The sequence below is a fragment of the Pseudonocardia petroleophila genome, assembly GCF_014235185.1.
Lineage (GTDB): Bacteria > Actinomycetota > Actinomycetes > Mycobacteriales > Pseudonocardiaceae > Pseudonocardia > Pseudonocardia petroleophila.
Map to the genome: position 1 here is coordinate 3,268,746 of NZ_CP060131.1, position 17,559 is coordinate 3,286,304.

At 73.3% G+C, this 17,559-nt stretch carries 21 protein-coding genes; 11 read left to right on the top strand and 10 right to left on the bottom strand.

Annotated elements, in window-relative coordinates:
* Positions 1-67: 67 nt before the first annotated feature.
* A complete protein-coding gene (locus H6H00_RS16285) occupies positions 68-1,681 on the top strand; it encodes an alpha/beta hydrolase (protein ID WP_255425219.1) in 1,614 nt (537 codons plus the stop codon).
* Here H6H00_RS16285 and H6H00_RS16290 read toward each other — a convergent pair.
* Positions 1,669-2,889, bottom strand: a complete 1,221-nt coding sequence (locus H6H00_RS16290) for a D-arabinono-1,4-lactone oxidase (RefSeq protein WP_185716616.1) — start codon at positions 2,887-2,889, stop codon at positions 1,669-1,671. The genes H6H00_RS16285 and H6H00_RS16290 overlap by 13 nt on opposite strands.
* Before the next feature lie 41 nt (positions 2,890-2,930).
* Here H6H00_RS16290 and ybeY point away from each other — a divergent pair, with 41 nt between their 5' ends.
* Genes ybeY through H6H00_RS16315 form a run of 5 tightly spaced genes read left to right on the top strand, consistent with a single transcriptional unit; the run spans position 2,931 to position 7,434 of the window.
* Positions 2,931-3,467, top strand: a complete 537-nt coding sequence (gene ybeY, locus H6H00_RS16295) for an rRNA maturation RNase YbeY (protein WP_185716617.1) — start codon at positions 2,931-2,933, stop codon at positions 3,465-3,467.
* 49 nt (positions 3,468-3,516) lie between these two features.
* Complete coding sequence (locus tag H6H00_RS16300; protein ID WP_185716618.1) at positions 3,517-4,860, top strand: hemolysin family protein; 1,344 nt, start codon at positions 3,517-3,519, stop codon at positions 4,858-4,860.
* A complete protein-coding gene (lhgD, locus tag H6H00_RS16305; RefSeq protein ID WP_185716619.1) occupies positions 4,857-6,086 on the top strand; it encodes an L-2-hydroxyglutarate dehydrogenase in 1,230 nt (409 codons plus the stop codon). Before H6H00_RS16300 ends, lhgD begins: the two co-directional genes overlap by 4 nt.
* Positions 6,083-7,009, top strand: a complete 927-nt coding sequence (era, locus tag H6H00_RS16310; protein ID WP_185716620.1) for a GTPase Era — start codon at positions 6,083-6,085, stop codon at positions 7,007-7,009. The genes lhgD and era overlap by 4 nt, the downstream gene beginning before the upstream one ends.
* 41 nt (positions 7,010-7,050) lie before the next feature.
* Positions 7,051-7,434 (top strand): PPOX class F420-dependent oxidoreductase, encoded by a 384-nt coding sequence (locus H6H00_RS16315; RefSeq protein ID WP_185716621.1) that lies wholly within the window; start codon positions 7,051-7,053, stop codon positions 7,432-7,434.
* Between the two features lie 3 nt (positions 7,435-7,437).
* On the opposite strand, the gene H6H00_RS16320 is transcribed toward H6H00_RS16315, so the two are convergent.
* Positions 7,438-8,160, bottom strand: coding sequence for a HugZ family pyridoxamine 5'-phosphate oxidase (locus tag H6H00_RS16320; RefSeq protein WP_185716622.1), 723 nt, complete (start codon positions 8,158-8,160; stop codon positions 7,438-7,440).
* Positions 8,161-8,253: 93 nt separating this feature from the next.
* Between H6H00_RS16320 and recO the strand changes: the two genes are divergently transcribed.
* Entirely contained in the window at positions 8,254-9,027 is a 774-nt protein-coding gene (gene recO, locus H6H00_RS16325) for a DNA repair protein RecO (protein WP_185716623.1), read from the top strand.
* On the opposite strand, the gene H6H00_RS16330 is transcribed toward recO, so the two are convergent.
* Together H6H00_RS16330 and H6H00_RS16335 are read right to left on the bottom strand one after the other, a co-directional pair.
* Positions 9,024-9,566 (bottom strand): TrmH family RNA methyltransferase, encoded by a 543-nt coding sequence (locus H6H00_RS16330; RefSeq protein WP_185716624.1) that lies wholly within the window; start codon positions 9,564-9,566, stop codon positions 9,024-9,026. The genes recO and H6H00_RS16330 overlap by 4 nt on opposite strands.
* Positions 9,530-10,147 carry a class I SAM-dependent methyltransferase gene (locus H6H00_RS16335; protein ID WP_185716625.1) on the bottom strand — a complete coding sequence of 206 codons (618 nt, stop codon included), beginning with the start codon at positions 10,145-10,147 and terminating at the stop codon, positions 9,530-9,532. The genes H6H00_RS16330 and H6H00_RS16335 overlap by 37 nt, the downstream gene beginning before the upstream one ends.
* On the opposite strand from H6H00_RS16335, the gene H6H00_RS16340 reads away from it, so the two are divergent.
* Both H6H00_RS16340 and H6H00_RS16345 read left to right on the top strand, forming a co-directional pair.
* On the top strand, positions 10,136-10,960 hold the full coding sequence (locus H6H00_RS16340) for an isoprenyl transferase (RefSeq protein ID WP_185716626.1): 825 nt from the start codon (positions 10,136-10,138) through the stop codon (positions 10,958-10,960). The two genes, H6H00_RS16335 and H6H00_RS16340, sit on opposite strands and share 12 nt — an antisense overlap.
* A complete protein-coding gene (locus tag H6H00_RS16345) occupies positions 10,957-11,340 on the top strand; it encodes a hypothetical protein (RefSeq protein WP_185716627.1) in 384 nt (127 codons plus the stop codon). The genes H6H00_RS16340 and H6H00_RS16345 overlap by 4 nt, the downstream gene beginning before the upstream one ends.
* 10 nt (positions 11,341-11,350) lie before the next feature.
* Here H6H00_RS16345 and H6H00_RS16350 read toward each other — a convergent pair whose 3' ends face one another.
* The 3 genes from H6H00_RS16350 to H6H00_RS16360 all read right to left on the bottom strand — a co-directional run bounded on the left by H6H00_RS16350 (position 11,351) and on the right by H6H00_RS16360 (position 12,906).
* The gene (locus H6H00_RS16350) at positions 11,351-12,034 is read right to left on the bottom strand and encodes a hypothetical protein (protein WP_255425220.1); all 684 of its coding nucleotides are present in this window, start codon (positions 12,032-12,034) and stop codon (positions 11,351-11,353) included.
* Between the two features lie 87 nt (positions 12,035-12,121).
* Entirely contained in the window at positions 12,122-12,544 is a 423-nt protein-coding gene (locus H6H00_RS16355; protein ID WP_185716628.1) for a Fur family transcriptional regulator, read from the bottom strand.
* Positions 12,541-12,906 carry an ArsR/SmtB family transcription factor gene (locus H6H00_RS16360; RefSeq protein ID WP_185716629.1) on the bottom strand — a complete coding sequence of 122 codons (366 nt, stop codon included), beginning with the start codon at positions 12,904-12,906 and terminating at the stop codon, positions 12,541-12,543. Before H6H00_RS16360 ends, H6H00_RS16355 begins: the two co-directional genes overlap by 4 nt.
* Positions 12,907-12,997: 91 nt before the next feature.
* On the opposite strand from H6H00_RS16360, the gene H6H00_RS16365 reads away from it, so the two are divergent.
* Positions 12,998-13,324, top strand: a complete 327-nt coding sequence (locus H6H00_RS16365) for an antibiotic biosynthesis monooxygenase (protein ID WP_255425221.1) — start codon at positions 12,998-13,000, stop codon at positions 13,322-13,324.
* Positions 13,325-13,382: 58 nt separating this feature from the next.
* On the top strand, positions 13,383-14,780 hold the full coding sequence (locus H6H00_RS16370; RefSeq protein ID WP_185716631.1) for a glycine--tRNA ligase: 1,398 nt from the start codon (positions 13,383-13,385) through the stop codon (positions 14,778-14,780).
* On the opposite strand, the gene H6H00_RS16375 is transcribed toward H6H00_RS16370, so the two are convergent.
* The 3 genes from H6H00_RS16375 to H6H00_RS16385 all read right to left on the bottom strand — a co-directional run bounded on the left by H6H00_RS16375 (position 14,777) and on the right by H6H00_RS16385 (position 17,374).
* Positions 14,777-14,962 (bottom strand): hypothetical protein, encoded by a 186-nt coding sequence (locus H6H00_RS16375; RefSeq protein ID WP_185716632.1) that lies wholly within the window; start codon positions 14,960-14,962, stop codon positions 14,777-14,779. The two genes, H6H00_RS16370 and H6H00_RS16375, sit on opposite strands and share 4 nt — an antisense overlap.
* 70 nt (positions 14,963-15,032) lie before the next feature.
* Complete coding sequence (locus tag H6H00_RS16380) at positions 15,033-16,028, bottom strand: hemolysin family protein (RefSeq protein WP_185716633.1); 996 nt, start codon at positions 16,026-16,028, stop codon at positions 15,033-15,035.
* Positions 16,025-17,374 carry a hemolysin family protein gene (locus H6H00_RS16385; RefSeq protein WP_185716634.1) on the bottom strand — a complete coding sequence of 450 codons (1,350 nt, stop codon included), beginning with the start codon at positions 17,372-17,374 and terminating at the stop codon, positions 16,025-16,027. The genes H6H00_RS16380 and H6H00_RS16385 overlap by 4 nt, the downstream gene beginning before the upstream one ends.
* Between the last annotated feature and the right edge of the window lie 185 nt (positions 17,375-17,559).

Here is a 17,559-nt window from a genome sequence, read left to right on the forward strand (position 1 = left end):
CCGGATCTAGCCGATCGGGCGTGGCGTGTCCGTGGTGGCGCGCCCGCCCGGGCGCCAGGATGGCCGGGTGACGTTCCTCCGCCGTGCCGTGCCCGCCGTCGTGATGGCGGGGGCGCTGATGGTCCCCGCGGCCCTGCCCGCCGCGGCCCAGCCGGCGTCGGCCCGGCCGGGCGTCACCGCGCCGGCCGCGGTGTCGCCGTCGGTGCCCGCGCTCAACCCGTACTTCGAGCAGCAGCTCGCGTGGGGGCCGTGCGCGGAGTTCGCGCGCACCGCCACCGACCGCGAGGCGTACGCGAACCCGCGGTACGACTGCGCCTACCTCGACGTGCCGCTCGACTACGGCGACCCCGACCTGGCGACCGCGCGGATCGCGATGCTGCGGCAGAAGGCGCTGGACCCGGCCGCGCGGATCGGGTCGCTGTTCGTCGACCCGGGCGGTCCCGGCGGGTCGGGCGTGAGCTTCCTGCCCGCGCTGGCCGGGCTGATCGGCGACGGCGAGGTGGCGCAGAAGTTCGACCTCATCGGCTTCGACCCGCGCGGCGTCGGGGTGAGCGAGCCGGCGATCGACTGCTCCACCACCGAGGAGGTCGACGCCGAGCGCGCCGACCTCGACCTCGACACCTCCCCGGAGGGCGTCGCGCAGACGGAGCAGGAGTTCCAGGAGTTCGCCGACCGCTGCGCCGAGCGCGTCGGGATCGACGTGCTGGCCAACGTCGGCACCCGCGACGTCGCCCGGGACCTGCACCTCGCGCACGAGGTCGTCGGCGACGACCTGCTGACCTACGTCGGCTACTCCTACGGCACCTCGATCGGGGCGGAGTTCGCGCGGCAGTTCCCGGAGGAGGTGCGCGCGCTCGTCCTCGACGGGGCGGTGGACCCCTCGCTCGGCCCGGTGGAGTCGCGCACCACGCAGGCGCGCGGGTTCCAGCGCGCGTTCGACAACTTCGCGGCGTACTGCGCGGCGCAGCCGGAGTGCCCGCTCGGCACCGACGCCGCGGCCGCGTCGGCCCGGGTCCAGGAGCTGCTGACGCCGCTGATCGACGCCCCCGTCCCGACCTCCGACGCCACGCGCACCCTCGGCTACGCCGACGCGATCACCGGGCTGATCCAGGCGCTCTACGCCGAGTCGCTGTGGCCCCCGCTGCTCGACGGGCTCGCGAAGGTCGCCCGCGGGGACGGCACCACGCTGCTGATCCTCGCCGACATCTACTACGACCGGGCCCCGGACGGCTCCTACGGCAACCTGCTGGAGGCGTTCCCGGCGATCAGCTGCATGGACGGGGACCGGCTCACCGACCGGGCCGTCGCGCGCGAGATCAACGACACCAACCTGGCGCTCGCGCCGTTCCTCGACGCCGGGTTCGGCTCGTCGGACGTGCTGGAGCTGTGCTCGTTCTGGCCGGTGCCCCCGACCAGCGAGGCCGGGCCGGTGGACGCGCCGGGCCTGCCGACGGTGCTGGTGGCGTCCTCGACGGGCGACCCCGCCACGCCCTACGAGGACGGGGTGTCGCTCGCGGGGCAGCTCGCGGCGCGGCTGCTGACGGTGGAGAACGACAGCCACACCGTCGTGCTGCAGGGGGCCAACGCCTGCGCCGACGCCGCCACCACCCGCTACCTGGTGGACCTGGCGCTGCCCGCGGCGGACCTCACCTGCGCCCGCGAGGCCGCTCAGGGGAGGTAGGTCTCCAGCACCGCGTTGCGGAACTTCCCCGTCGGGTCGGCGTCGCGGGCCAGCGCGGCGAACGCGGGCAGCCGCTCCCACAGCTCGCGGACCCGTCCGGGCGGGGTCGTGAAGACCTTGCCCCAGTGCGGGCGGGCGTCGAACGGGTCCAGCGCCGCCTCCACGGCCGCGACGGCGGGCGCGACCGCGTCGGCGTCGGGAACCCAGGTGAAGTGGATCGCCACCGAGTCGCGCCCGTGCGCGGCGCTGAGCCACAGGTCGTCGGCGGCGACGCTGCGGACCTCGGAGACGAGCAGCACCGGCGCGACGACGTCGGCCACCTCCTCGACCGCCCGCAGGGCCGCGACGGCGTCGGCGCGGGGGACCAGGTACTCCGACTGCAGCTCCGCCCCGCTGCTCGGCCGGAACCCGGCGCGGAAGTGCGGCAGCCGCTCGTGGGACGGGCCGGGGCGCCCGAGCTGGTCGGTGCAGTTGCCGGTGGGCTCCCCGCGGGTCATGTGCCGGGCGCCGTCGGCGGGGCGCCCGCCCATCCAGTGCTCCTCCGGCGGGCCGTCGGCGACCAGCCGCTTGAGCCAGACCTGGTCGAACGCCGGCTGGTCCCAGTGGGTGAAGGCGCTGACGCTGTAGGCGCCGGCCAGCAGCTCGGGCAGCAGGTCGAAGCCGTGGAACGGGACGTCGACCACCACCCACTGCGCCAGGTCGAACGCCGGCACCGTCTCCAGCGTGAGCGACGTGACGATCCCCAGCGCGCCCAGCGCCACCACCGACGCGGGATCGGCGACGGTGTCGAGGGTGCCGTCGGCCCGGACCAGCTCGGCGGAGCGGACCCGCGTCGCGAGCACCCCGTTGCGGTCGCCGGAGCCGTGGGTGCCGGTGGCGCACGCCCCCGCGACGGAGATGTGCGGCAGCGAACCGAGGTTGGGCAGCGCCCGCCCGGCCGCGTGCAGCCGGCGCGTCAGCTCGGCGAAGGGCATCCCGGCCGGGACGGTGACGAGGTCGCCGTCGATGCGCGTGCCGTCCGGCATCGCCGAGAGCTCGACCAGGTCACCCGGGGTGTCGGCGATCCGGGAGAACGAGTGGCCGGTGCCCAGCGCCCGCACCCGGTCCGACCCGGCGACCAGCTCCTGGAGCCGTTCGACCGAGGTCGGGCGGTGCACCTCCCGGGCGGAGAAGACGACGTTGCCTGCCCAGTTCTGCGCGCGCGTCACCGGGCCGAAGCTACCCGGGGGCACCGACTACCCTGGGCCGCGTGTCCATCGAGGTCAGCAACGAGTCCGGCGTCGCGATGGACGAGTCGCTCATCGCCTCGGTGGCGCGGTTCGCCCTCGACGCCATGCGGGTGAGCCCCGCCGTGGAGCTGGCGATCACCGCGGTCAGCGTGGACGCCATGAGCGAGCTGCACGAGCGGTGGATGGAGGAGCCCGGCCCCACCGACGTCATGTCGTTCCCGATGGACGAGCTCCTCGACGAGTCCCGCCGACCCGACGCCCCCGACCTGGGCCCGGCCCTGCTCGGCGACATCGTGCTGTGCCCGGAGTTCGCGAAGGGCAACGCGCGCAAGGCCGGCCACCCGCTCGCCGACGAGCTGCACCTGCTCACCGTGCACGGCGTGCTGCACCTGCTCGGCTACGACCACGCCGACGCCGAGGAGGAGCGGGAGATGTTCGGCCTGCAGGCCCGGCTGCTGGCCACCTGGCGCAGCTCGCGCGCCGAGGCCGCCGCCCGCGAGGCCCAGCGCCGCACCGACTCCGCCGTGCTCGGCGCCGCGGGACTCGAGGACAGCTGACCGTGCCACCCCAGACCGTGCCACCCGTGACCGTGCCACCTGGAGCACCGTGAACTGGAGCCTGATCGTCGCCGCGGTCGTGCTGGTCCCGCTGGCCGGCCTGTTCGCCGCCGCCGACGCCGCACTGGTGTCGGTGTCGCGGGCCCGCGTCGACTCGCTGGTGCGGATGGGCCGCCCCGGCGCCCGCGCGCTCGCCGCCGTCGTCGCCGACCGCCCGCGGCACGTCAACCTGCTGCTGCTGCTGCGGCTGGGCGCCGAGACCGCGGCCACGGTGCTGCTCACCGTCGCGCTCGTCGAGTCCACGCTGTTCGAGGAGACCGCGCCGGTGTGGCCCGCCGCGCTGCTCGCCGGCGCGATCATGCTGGTGGTGTCCTACGTGCTCGTCGGCGTCGGGCCGCGCACCCTGGGCCGCCAGCACCCGTACCGGATCGCGCTGCTCGTCGCCGCGCCGATCCGGGCGCTGGCCCGGCTCCTCGGGCCGCTCACGACGCTGCTGATCCTGGTCGGCAACGCGATCACCCCCGGCCAGGGCTTCCGGCAGGGCCCGTTCTCCTCCGAGGTGGAGCTGCGCGAGCTCGTCGACATGGCCAGCACCACCGGCGTCGTCGACGAGGACGAGCGCCAGATGATCCACTCGGTGTTCGAGCTGGGCGACACCCTCGTCCGCGAGGTCATGGTGCCGCGCCCGGACGTCGTGTGGACCGAGCGCGACACCCCCGTCGAGAAGGTCGTGCGGCTCGCGCTCAAGAGCGGCTACTCGCGGATCCCGGTGCTCGGGGAGACGATCGACGACATCGTCGGCGTCGCCTACCTCAAGGACCTGGTCGCCGCGTCGCACGCGGGGGAGACGTCGCTGGCGGCCGTCATGCGGCCTCCGGCGTTCGTGCCCGACAGCAAGCGCGTCGACGAGCTCCTCAAGGAGATGCAGGCGCAGCGCAAGCACATGGCGATCGTCGTCGACGAGTACGGCGGCACCGCGGGCGTCGTCACGATCGAGGACATCCTCGAGGAGATCGTCGGCGAGATCGCCGACGAGTACGACGTCGAGGAGGTGCCCGACGTCCAGCCGCTGGACGGGGGGCGCCTGCGGCTGGCGGCCCGGCTGCCCGTCGACGACCTCGCCGACCTGTTCCCCGGCATCGACGCCGACGACAACGACCTGACCGAGGCGGTCGAGGCCGCCGACGTCGAGACGGTCGGCGGCCTGCTGGCCCAGCGCCTGGGCCGCGTGCCGCTGCCCGGCGCGGTGGCCGAGGTCGCCGGCCTGCGGCTGTTGGCCGAGGGCGGCAAGGACGCCCGCGGTCGCATCCGCATCACCACGGTGCTCGTCGAGCAGCTCGACCGGGCCGACGAGCCCACCGACACCCCCACGAGCTTGGAGTCCACCGCATGACCACCCCCACCTTCGACGTCGTCGTGGTCGGCGGCGGGATCGTCGGCCTCGCCACCGCGCACGCCGTCGCCCGCACCGGCCGGTCCGTGGCTGTCGTGGAGCGCGAGCCCCGCCTGGCGAACCACCAGACCGGCAACAACTCCAACGTCATCCACTCCGGGCTGTACTACGCCCCGGGCGGGCTCAAGGCGCGCCTGGCCGTCGCGGGCTGCGCGGAGACCGTCGCGTTCTGCCGCGAGCACGACCTGCCCCACCGGGTGTGCGGCAAGCTCGTCGTGGCCACCGAGCCCGAGGAGCTGCCCCGCATGGCGGAGCTGGTGCGCCGGGGCGCGGCCAACGGCGTCGAGGTCACCGAGCTCGACCAGGCCGGGATGCGCGTCCACGAGCCGAACGTCCGCGGGATCGCGGCGCTGCACGTGCCCTCCACGGGCATCACCGACTACCGGCTGATCGCGGAGAAGCTCGGGGAGCTCGTCGTCAAGGAGGGCGGGCAGGTCCACCTGGGCCGCGCCGTCACCCAGATCGTCCGCCGGGCCGCCGACGTCGTCGTGCGCACCGAGCAGGGCGACCTGCTCGGCACCCAGGTCGTCGTGTGCGGCGGGCTGCGCTGCGACGAGCTGGCCGTCGCCTCCGGCGCCGACCCCGGCATCCGGATCATCCCGTTCCGCGGCGAGTACTCCGGGTTCTCCGACCGGGCCGCCGCGCTGGTCAAGGGCCTGATCTACCCGGTGCCGGACCCGGCGTTCCCGTTCCTCGGGGTGCACGCCACCCGCGGCATCGACGGCCACGTGCACGCCGGCCCGAACGCCGTGCTCGCGCTGGCCCGCGAGGGCTACTCCTGGGGCACGATCAAGCCCAAGGAGTTCCTCTCGACGATCGCCTACCCCGGCATGCTGCGGATCGCGCGGACGCACTGGCGCTACGGCTTCGGCGAGATGCACCGGTCGCTGTCGAAGAAGGCGATGGTCAAGCAGATCCAGCGGATGCTGCCCGACGTGCAGGCCTCCGACCTCTCGCCCGCGGGCGCCGGGGTGCGGGCGCAGGCGGTCAAGCGCGACGGCACGCTCGTCGACGACTTCCTGTTCGTCGACCAGGGCAGCGGCGCGGGCTCGGTCCTGCACGTGCTCAACGCGCCGAGCCCCGCCGCCACCGCGGCGCTGCCGATCGGCCGCGAGATCCTGGAGCGCCTCACCGGCGAGCGCATCGCCCCGCTCACGGCGTCGTGACCGGTTTCGCGTCGGTCCCCGACGGCTACCGCTCCGGGTTCGCCTGCTTCGTCGGCCGCCCCAACGCGGGCAAGTCGACGCTGACGAACGCGCTGATCGGGCAGAAGATCGCGATCACCTCGAGCCGCCCGCAGACCACGCGGCACGCCATCCGCGGCATCCTGCACCGCCCCGACGCCCAGCTGATCGTCATCGACACCCCTGGCCTGCACAAGCCGCGCACGCTGCTGGGCAGCCGGCTCAACGACGTCGTCCGGGAGACGTGGGCCGAGGTCGACGTCATCGGGTTCTGCGTGCCGGCCGACGTGCCGGTGGGGCGCGGGGACGAGTTCATCGTCAACGAGCTCCGCGGCGTGGCGAACCGGACCCCGGTGATCGGGGTGGTCACCAAGACCGACCTGGCCGAGCCCGAGCAGGTCATGGCCCGCCTCACCGAGCTCTCGAAGCTCATGGACTTCGCCGAGATCGTGCCGTGCTCGGCGGTCGACGGGTACCAGACCTCGCTGGTCGCCGACCTGCTGGTGAAGCGGCTGCCCGAGGGCATGCCGCTCTACCCCGACGGCGACCTCACCGACGAGCCCGAGGAGATCCTGGTCGCGGAGCTGATCCGCGAGGCGTCATTGGAGGGCGTGCGCGACGAGCTGCCGCACTCCATCGCCGTCGTCATCGAGGAGATGGCCCCGCGCGACCGCCACCCCAAGGCCGAGCCGATGCTCAACATCACCGCCAACATCTACGTCGAGCGGTCGAGCCAGAAGGGCATCGTCATCGGCAAGGGCGGCGACCGGCTGCGCCAGGTCGGCACCGACTCGCGCCGCCAGATCGAGGCGCTGCTGGGCACGAAGGTGTTCCTCGACCTGCACGTGAAGATCGCGAAGGACTGGCAGCGCGACCCGCGCCAGCTGCGCAAGCTGGGCTTCTGATCCCTTGACCTGAACCGCGGTGCAGGGTGCAGGCTCGCGGCATGGGATTCCACGACTTCGAGATCGCGTACCTGCGCACGCAGCGCCTCGGCCGGCTCGCCACCGCGAAGCCGGACGGGACGCTGCAGAACAGCCCCGTCGGGTTCACCTACAACGCCGAGCTCGGCACGATCGACATCGGTGGCTTCGACAACGCCGCGAGCCGCAAGTACCGCAACGTCGCCGACAACGGGCGGGCCGCCTTCGTCGTCGACGACCTGGCCTCGGTCGACCCGTGGCGGGTGCGCTGCCTGGAGGTCCGGGGCCGGGCGGAGACCGTGGGCGACCTGATCCGGCTGCACCCGAAGCGGATCATCAGCTTCGGGATCGACCAGCCCGACGTGGAGCCGCACGCCCTGCGGCCGCACGCCCGGGACGTGGGCTGAGGGTCAGGCCGACGTCGCCCGCGCCGCCCGCACCATCTCGACCATCGCCGCCCGGACCTCGTCGGGGGTGTCGACGCGGCGGGGGAAGGGCAGGCGCAGCGGGGCGCCGTCGGCGAGGACCGTGAAGCCGTAGCGGTCGCACCCGGTCATCCGCGCCTCCGCGGTGTCGGGGCGGCCGCCGTCGACGCGGCAGAACGTGACGAGTGCGTCGGCGTGGTCGTCGTTCATGTGCTCGACGATCCGGGCCACGTGGGGGACGAGCGGGTCGGGCTCGGCCGCCGTGTAGTCCTCCGCGCGCACCCAGCTCATGTGGGCGAACCCGCCGACGAACCGGACGGCCGTGACCTCCATCCGGTAGATCCGGAAGCCGTGGTCGGTGGACAGCACGGCCCCGCCGTGGACGGCCCGGTACACCTCCAGCGCGTCGGCGCGCTCGGCCTCGGGGGGCTGGGCGACGGGCCCGATCAGCGTGACCCGGGACAGGGCGAGGGGGTCGCCCGGGTCCTGCTGCGCCACCAGCAGCGAGGCGCGGGGGTCGGAGGTGAGGTTGCCGGTGTGCTCGGCGAGGTCGCTGAGCAGCAGCAGCGGGCGCCCGGCCGCGTCGACGGCGTGGCTGACGACGGACCCGAACGGGAACCCGCCCCGCCCGATCGTCGACAGCGCCCCGGTGTGGACCCCCGCGGCGAGGGTGCGGCCGAGCTCGGCGTCGGTCGGTTCGGTCTGCACAGGAGCCAGCCTCCGGGGATGGGTGGGGGTGAGGCGACCCTCACCCGGCCGGTCGTCCCTGTCAAGCTCCCGCGGCCGCCGTAGGCTGGGCGGGTGAGCCTGTACCGCGACACCGGTGTGGTGCTGCGCGTGCAGAAGCTCGGCGAGGCCGACCGGATCGTCACCCTGCTCACCCGCCGCCACGGCAAGATCCGCGCGGTCGCGAAGGGGGTGCGGCGCACGACGTCGCGCTGGGGGGCGCGGCTGGAGCCGTTCAACCACGTCGACGTGCAGTGCTGGACCGGGTCCAACCCGAACAAGCCGGGTCTCGACATCGTCACGCAGGCCCAGACCGTCGACGCGTTCGGCGGCGGCATCGTCGCCGACTACTCCCGGTACACGGCGGGCTGCGCGATCCTGGAGACCGCCGACCGGCTCGTCGCGGAGGAGGGGGAGCCGGCGATCCGGGTGTACCTGCTGGTGGTGGGCGCGATCCGAGCCCTGTCGGCCCGCGAGCGCGACCAGTCCCTGGTCCTCGACGCGTTCTTCCTCCGGGCCATGACGCACGCCGGCTGGGCCCCCGCGATCACCGAGTGCGCCCGCTGCGCCGAGCCCGGCCCGCACGCCGCGTTCAACATCGCCGCGGGCGGGGCGGTGTGCCCGCGCTGCCGCCCGCCCGGCTCGGTGCTGCCGTCGCCGGAGACCTACCGGCTGCTCGACGCCCTGCTGCACGGCGACTGGGACACCGCCGACGCCGCGGGCCCCGCCACCCGCCGCGACACCAGCGGCCTGGTCGCCGCGCACCTGCAGTGGCACCTGGAGCGCCAGCTCCGCTCGCTGCCGTTCGTGGAGCGGCGCGCCGCACTGGCCCCGCCCGCCGGCTCCTAGAGGTCGTCGGGCTCCGCGCCCGCCCACTCCTGCCGCCGCACCTCGTAGGCGGCGATGCTGACCGCGGAGGCGACGTTGAACGAGCCCACCTTGCCCAGCTGCGGGATGTAGCCCAGCGCGTCGCAGGCGGCGATCATCTCAGCTGACATCCCGCGCGCCTCGTTGCCGACGGCCACGCACACGTCGCGGCACAGGTCGAGCTCGTGCAGCGGCTTCGCGGTGTCGGTGAGCTCGAGGCCGACGACGTGGTAGCCGTCGGCGTGGGCGGCGTCGACGGCCTCGCGGACCGTGGCGCAGCCGCGGACCTGCAGGTACCGGTCGGTGCCCATCGCGAGCTTCTGCGCCTTGGGCGTCGTGGGGTCGGCGGAGCGGCCGATCAGGTACAGGTGGTCGACGCCGAGCACGGCGGCCGAGCGGACGATCGCGCCCACGTTGAACGGGCTCTCCACGTCCTGCAGCATCAGCCCGACCTGCATGGTCGCGCGGCGCCGCCACGTCCGGTTCAGCCGCTTGAGGGCGGTGCCTCCGAGCTGCTGCATCCCACCTCCAGCACGCGATATCCCTGGACCGACACGAGACGACTCGTGGGCCATCCCTGCGCGTTCAGCCAGTCGGCGAACGAGTCCGACCCCAGGTGCTTGTGCACCACCAGGTACGCCCGCCCCTCGGGCGCCAGCCGCGGCAGCCACCGCGTCATCAGCCCGTGCAGGACGCCCTTGCCCGAGCGGATCGGCGGGTTGGAGTAGATCCCGGCGAACGCGACGTCGTCGGGGACCTCCTCCGGGCGGCCCACCTGCACGTTGCCCAGGTCGGCCGCGTTGCGCCGGGCCAGCGCCAGCGCCCGGTCGTTGACGTCGACGGCCCACACCGGCAGCCGCCTGCGGCGCGTCGCCAGCGTCAGCGCGATCGGGCCGTAACCGCAGCCCAGGTCGAGCAGCGGGCCGCGCCGCGGCGGCATCGGGGCGTGCTCGAGCAGGATCCGGGTGCCGCGGTCGAGGCGGGAGCCGGAGAAGACGCCGCTGTCGGTGGCGAGCGTGAGGTCGACGTCGGGCAGCACCACGCGGACGGTGTCCGGGCGGCTCGGCGTCGACGGGTCCGCCGAGAAGTAATGCTCCTGCACGCCCCGCAGTATCCCCTCCGTAGGGTGCGGGTCGTGGTCTCACCCCCGCCCCCGCACCCGTCGGGCGCCCGCCCCCCGGCGATCCCGCGCGAGCTCGTGCCGCACCACGTCGCGCTCGTCATGGACGGCAACGGCCGCTGGGCCAACGCGCGGGGGCTGCCGCGGATCGAGGGCCACCGCCGCGGCGAGGCGTCGCTGATGGACGTCGCGCGCGGCTGCATCGACATCGGCGTCCGCTGGCTCTCGGCGTACGCGTTCTCCACCGAGAACTGGAAGCGCAGCCCCGACGAGGTGCGCTTCCTCATGGGCTTCAACCGCGACGTCATCCGGCGCCGCGTCGACGAGATGCACGAGATGGGCGTCCGCGTGCGCTGGGCGGGGCGCCGGCCGCGGCTGTGGCGCAGCGTCATCAGGGAGCTGGAGGTCGCCGAGGAGAAGACCCGCGGCAACGACGTCCTCAACCTGACGATGTGCGTCAACTACGGCGGCCGCGCCGAGATCGCCGACGCCGTGCAGAAGATCGCCCAGCTCGTCGCCGACGGGCGGATCAGGCCCGGCAAGGTCGACGAGCGGCTGATCGCCCGGTACCTCGACGAGCCCGACATGCCCGACGTCGACCTGTTCGTGCGCAGCTCGGGGGAGCAGCGGACGTCGAACTTCCTGCTGTGGCAGTCGGCGTACGCGGAGATGGTCTTCCTCGACACCCTGTTCCCCGACTTCGACCGCCGCCACCTCTGGCAGGCCGTCGAGATCTACGCCCGGCGCGACCGCCGCTTCGGCGGCGCGCTCGACACCCCGGAGACCGCGTCATGAGTCTGGCCGTCGCGCAGAAGGCGCTGGAGAACTACCACGACGTCACCGTCGACGAGGACGGCTCGCTCACCTTCGCCCACGGCGGCGTCCTGTGCGTCGTGCAGGGGATGGACCTGGAGGAGGGCCTGCCCGTCCTCAACCTCATGTGCGTGGTGGCCTGGGACCTGCCCCTGGAGCAGGACATCCCCACCCGCATCGCGCTCGGTGCGGGCGAGGGCCTGTTCGGCACGCCGAAGGTGATCCGCGGCGAGCAGGGGTGGGACGTGACGCTGCGCTACGCCTTCCCCGCCTCGGGACTGGAGGAGAAGGCGATGGGCACGCTGCTGATGCTGGTGGTGGGCAGCGCGTCCACCCTGCGGGCGGAGCTGGTGGGGGCCTAGACCCCGGTGCTCAGACCTCGGCGAGGTGCACGAGCGGCAGCGAGCTGAGCTGCAGGGTGCTCATCTCGCGCGCGAGGCCGAGGACCTTGTTCTGGGCCTCCTGCATCCGGCCGTCGATGTAGCCGGAGAGCGAGTAGGCGATGCGGCCGAGCAGGCGCACGGTGGTGTCGTCGACGATCGGGCGCGGGGCCGAGACGACCGCGACCCCCATCAGCGTGCCGTCGTTGGCCTGCGCGGCGCCGATCGTGAACGCCTCGCGCGGGTTGACGTGGCGCGACGCGTAGTGGTCGCGCAGCTTCTTGAGCATGGAGTGGAAGTCGGCCGCGGTGATCTCGGTGCCGGGCAGCTCCAGCTCCTTGACGTCGTCGTCGGAGAGGATGCCGATGCGACCGGAGAAGCAGCGGACGTAGCCGATGAGGGCACCGGTCCACAGCGCCTCGATCAGCGCGTCGTCGGTCTGGACCTGCACCGGGCCCGCGTCGGGGCCACCGAGTGCGGTCACCAGGTGCTCGCAGCAGCGCAGCACGTACTGCAGGTCCTCGAACACCGCGGCGAGCTGGGCCAGCTCCTCGGACTCCGGCGCGTCGAACTTGCGCACCGCGTTCGGTGACGCGGTGGCCGCGGCCTCCTCGGGGGAGACCCCGCCGGCCGCCCCGTTCGCCGCCTCGTCGCCGTTCGTTCCGGGCTCACCCATGAAGAAGTCTCCTAGCCATCGACCGTGCAGGAGCCGGACGTTAACGCGGCTCCCGTGATCCGGATGACTCGGTTTGAGACGCACGTCTCACGTGGTCGCCGAGCACTCCCGGCACAGTCCGAAGATCTCCGCGGTGTGGCTGAGCTCGGAGAACCCGTGCTGCTCGGCGATGCGCTGGGCCCAGGTCTCGACGGCGGGGCCCTCGATCTCCACGGTGGCCCCGCAGCGGCGGCAGACCAGGTGGTGGTGGTGCTCGGCGGAGGCGCAGCGGCGGTAGACAGCCTCGCCCGTCCCGGTGCGCAGGACGTCGACCTCGCCGGCGTCGGCGAGCGACTGCAGCGTCCGGTACACGGTGGTCAGCCCGATGCCGTCGCCGACGCGGCGCAGCTCCTCGTGGATGTCCTGGGCGGAGCGGAAGTCGTCGAGCCGGTCGAGCAGGGCGGAGACGGCGGCCCGCTGGCGGGTGGCGCGCAGCACTCGTGTGGCCGGGGCCTGCTGGGCCTGGTTCATCGCCCCTCCTCCGCGTGCGCGACGGCGTCGACGACGATGTGCGCGAGGTGGTCGTCGACGAGGGAGTAGACGACCTCGCGGCCGTGCCGCTCGCCGTGCACCACCCCGGCGGACTTGAGCACCCGCAGGTGCTGGCTGATCAGGGGCTGGGTGACGCCGAGCGCGTCGACGAGGTCGTGCACGCAGCGCGGGGACTCCTGGAGCTGCAGCACGATCGCGATGCGCACGGGGGCGGCCAGCGCGCGCAGCAGGTCGCCCGCGGCCTCGAGGGTGCGGGGGGTGCGCACGGGGGCGGGCGCGGCCCGCCCGCCCGCGTGGTCGGACTGGTCAGCGTGCTCGGACTGCTCGGCCACGATCGACATCCGTCTTCCCCATCCTGCGGCCCGCCAGTCGGTATCGAGTATCGATGTCACCGGCCGCGACCCCATGGTAGGCCGTCTAGGGTTCGCGTCCGTGCTGCTCCTGTGCCGCTTCGCGGTCGACCCCGCCGACGCCCCCGCCTTCCTCGCCCGCGGCACCCGCGCCCTGGAGCTGCTCACGGCCGCGGAGGGGGCGCTGGACGGCCGGCTGGGCCGCGCCGTCGACGACCCGGGGCGCTGGGTGCTGGCCGTCCGGTTCGCGAGCGTCGACGCCTACCGGCGCGCCCTGTCCCCGTTCCCGGTGCGCGAGCACGTGGTGCCGCTGCTGTCCGAGGCGCTGGCCGACGAGCCCGCGACCTACGAGACGCTGGTCGACGCCGCGGCCGGTACGGCGACGGAGTTCCCCAGCCTCCTGGCGTGAGCGGCCGGTCGCTACCCTGGGTGCTTCGTTCGTTCCCCTCGCTCAGGAGTACCGCCCCGTGGCCAGCTCGCCCAGTTCCGCCAAGATCGAGACCATCGTGTCGCTCGCCAAGCGTCGCGGCTTCGTCTTCGCCTCCGGCGAGATCTACGGCGGTACGCGGTCGGCGTGGGACTACGGCCCGCTCGGCGTCGAGCTCAAGGAGAACATCAAGAAGCAGTGGTGGCGCTTCATGGTCACCGGCCGCGACGACGTCGTGGGCCTCGACTCGTCGGTGATCCTGCCCCGCCAGGTGTGGGTCGCGTCCGGGCACGTCGGCGTGTTCACCGACCCGCTGGTCGAGTGCCAGAGCTGCCACAAGCGCTTCCGCGCCGACCAGCTCGCCGAGGAGTACGTCGAGCGCACCGGCAAGGCCGCCACCGAGGACGACCTGTCCGACGTCCCGTGCCCCAACTGCGGCACCCGCGGCCAGTACACCGAGCCGCGCGACTTCAACATGATGCTCAAGACGCACCTCGGTCCGGTCGAGACCGAGGAGGGCCTGCACTACCTGCGGCCCGAGACCGCGCAGGGCATCTTCGTCAACTTCCTCAACGTGCAGACGACCTCGCGCAAGAAGCCGCCATTCGGCATCGGCCAGATGGGCAAGAGCTTCCGCAACGAGATCACCCCCGGCAACTTCATCTTCCGCACGCGCGAGTTCGAGCAGATGGAGATGGAGTACTTCGTCGAGCCCGGCACCGACGAGGAGCTGCACCAGTACTGGATCGACCAGCGCACCGACTGGTACGTCGACCTCGGCATCGCGCGGGAGAACCTGCGGCACTACGAGCACCCGAAGGAGAAGCTCTCCCACTACTCCAAGCGCACCGTCGACGTGGAGTACCGCTTCAACTTCCAGGGCCAGGAGTGGGGCGAGCTCGAGGGCGTCGCCAACCGCACCGACTTCGACCTCACGACGCACTCCAACCACTCCGGCGTCGACCTGTCGTTCTACGACCAGGCGTCGGGCACGCGGTACCGGCCGTACGTGATCGAGCCGGCTGCGGGCGTCGGCCGGTCGATGATGGCGTTCCTCATCGAGGCCTACACCGAGGACGAGGCGCCCAACGCGAAGGGCGGCGTCGACAAGCGCGTCGTGCTGCGGCTGGACCGCAGGCTCGCGCCGGTCAAGGCCGCGGTGCTCCCGCTGAGCCGCAACGCCGACCTCTCGCCCAAGGCCCGCGACCTCGCGGCGCAGCTGCGGAAGAACTGGAACATCGAGTTCGACGACGCGGGCGCCATCGGCCGCCGCTACCGCCGCCAGGACGAGATCGGCACCCCGTTCTGCATCACGGTCGACTTCGACACGCTCAACGACGAGGCCGTGACGATCCGCGAGCGCGACTCGATGGCCCAGGAGCGCGTGGCCCTGGACCAGGTCGAGGGCTACCTCGCCGGGCGCCTGCTCGGCTGCTAGCGCCGGTAGGCGAGGAGCTGCACGCCCAGCTCGGCCTCGGTGCGCCGGAGCTGGGCGAGCTGCTCGTCGGTCAGCGGTGCGTAGGGGGACTCCGGCTCGTAGGCGACGAGCGGGCAGCCCAGCTGCGCCTCCAGGGTCCGGACCCTGGCCAGCGCGGTGTCGTCGAGGTGCGCAGGATTCATGGCGCAGAGCGTAGGACCCCCCGGCCGGGGCGGCGAGCGGATCGCCGTCCCGACCGGGTGAGCGGGCCCGTCAGACGGGGGCGGGCAGCAGGCGGTCGAGCAGGTCCTGCATGGTGACCAGGCCGAGCAGCTCGCCGCCGGACTCCACGAGCGCGAGGTGGTTGCGCTCCTCGCGCATCGCCCGCAGCGCGTCGTGGATGGCGGTGTCGGCCGAGAGGGTGGCCACCGGCCGCATCAGGTCGGCCGCGGTGGTGCCGGCCGGGCCCGCGAGCGCGTCGCGGACGTGCACCACGCCCACCGGCTCCCCGTCGCGGTCCACGACGAGCCGCAGGTGCCCGCTGGTGCGGGAGGCCTCGCGGATCGCCTCGACGTCGGCGTCGGCCGGGACCCAGGAGACCTCGGCCCGCGGACGCACGATGTCGCGCAGCGGGGCGCGGTCGACGTCGAGTGCGGAGAGGATCTGGTCGCGCTGCTCGGAGTCCAGCGCCCCGGTGCTGGCCGAGTGGTCGACCAGCTCGCGCAGGTCGTCGGGGTTGCGGCCCTCGCCCAGCTCGTCGACCGGCTCCACGCCCACGCGGCGCAGGAACCAGTTGGCCATGCCGTTGAGCGCGAGCAGCAGCGGCCGGGTGAGGACCATGAACCCGCGCATCGGCAGCGCGAGCAGCGTGGCCGAGCGCTCCGGGTGCGCGATGGCCCACGACTTCGGCGCCATCTCGCCCACGACGAGGTGCAGGAACGTGACGACGATCAGCGAGAGCACGAACGCGAGCACCCCGGCGACGCCCTCGTTCAGCCCACCGAACAGCGGGGCCAGCAGCGACTCGACGGCCGGCTTGCTCACGGCGCCGAGGCCGAGCACGCACAGCGTGATGCCCAGCTGCGAGCCCGCGAGCAGCAGCGACAGGTCCTTGGCGCTGGCCAGCGCCGCCCTGGCCGCGGCGCTGGTCTCCGCGGCCTCCTCCAGCCGGTAGCGGCGGGCCGCCACGAGCGCGAACTCGATCGCCACGAAGAACGCGCTCAGGGCGACCAGCGCGACCGTGATCCACAGGGACACCGCGACGCTCATGCCGACACCTCCTCGTCCACGTTCCCGGCGACCGGGACGAACGCCAGCCGCACGGTGGCCGGCACGCGCCGCTCCACCGTGCAGACGGTGGCGGTCAGGCGCCGCTCACCGGCCTCCAGCTCGACGGTGTCGCCGACCTCGGGCAGCTTCTGCAGCCGGTCGATGACCAGCCCGCCGATGGTGTGGAACTCCCCACCGGGCAGGTCGGCGTCGACGAGGCGCTCCACCTCGTCGATGTTGTACGTGCCGGGCACGGTCCACTCGCCGTCGCCGACGCGGATGGCGTCGCGACCCGCGGGGTCGTGCTCGTCGGTGATCTCGCCGATCAGCTCCTCGGCGATGTCCTCCATCGTGATGACGCCGGCCAGGCCGCCGTACTCGTCGACGACGCAGGCGAACTCGTCGTCGGCCTCGCGCAGCCGCTCCAGCACCGCGGGCAGCGGCAGCGACGCCGGCACCATGACGGCGGTGCGGGCGGCGTCGGCCACCCGCACGGCGGTGAGGTCGCGGCCCTCCAGGGCGAGGACGTCGCGCAGGCAGATGACGCCCACGACGTCGTCGGCGCCGTCGCCGAGCACCGGCAGCCGGGAGTGCCCCGACGCCATGATCTCGACGAGCCGGGCCACGGTCTGGTCGGCCTGCACCGAGGTGACGCGCGGTCGGGGGATCATCGCGGCGCGGGCCGTGCGGTCGGTGAAGTCGAGCACGCGGTCGAGCAGCACCGACAGCTCCTCGTCGATCTCCCCGGCGTCGCGGGACTCGTCGACGATGGCCTCCAGGTCGCGCAGCGTCGCCGAGTGCTCGACGTCGTGCACCGGCTCGATCCGCAGCGCCCTGAGCAGCAGGTTCGACGCCGCGTCGAAGATGCGGATGAGCCAGCCGAACAGGCGCAGGTAGACCGCGGTGGACAGCGCGAGCGCGCGGGCCACCGGCTCGGGCCGGGAGATGGCGAGGTTCTTCGGGAACAGCTCACCGAAGACCATCTGCACGACGGTGGCGAACAGCAGCGCGAGGACGGTGCCGACCGCGATGCCGACGCCCTGGGGGACCCCGACGCCGCCGAGCAGCGTGCCGATGCTGGAGCCGATCAGCGGCTCGGCCACGTAGCCGACCAGCAGACCGGTGACGGTGATGCCCAGCTGCGCGCCGGAGAGCATGAACGAGGTGCGGTCGGTGATGCCCAGTGCCCGCTTCGCACCGGCGTCACCCGCCGCTGCGCGGGACTTGAGCCGGGAGCGGTCGACGGCCATGTAGCCGAATTCCTGGGCCACGAAGTAGCCGGTCAGCGCGGTGATCGCGAGGACCACGACGACGCCGAGGAGGAGGGATGCAACGGTGCTGATCATGTGAACCGCCCTGCGAGGACGGTGCACGTACTGTCGGACGGATCCATGGTTCCTGTCTTCGGGGATGGGCGATTCGCCCGGTTCAACGTCGCGTTCGCGGTGGTGGTTCCCGGTACCGCGCGCGATCACACCCACGGTACGGCCCCCGGCATCCGTCGCCGCCATCGCATGACGCCCGATCCGGG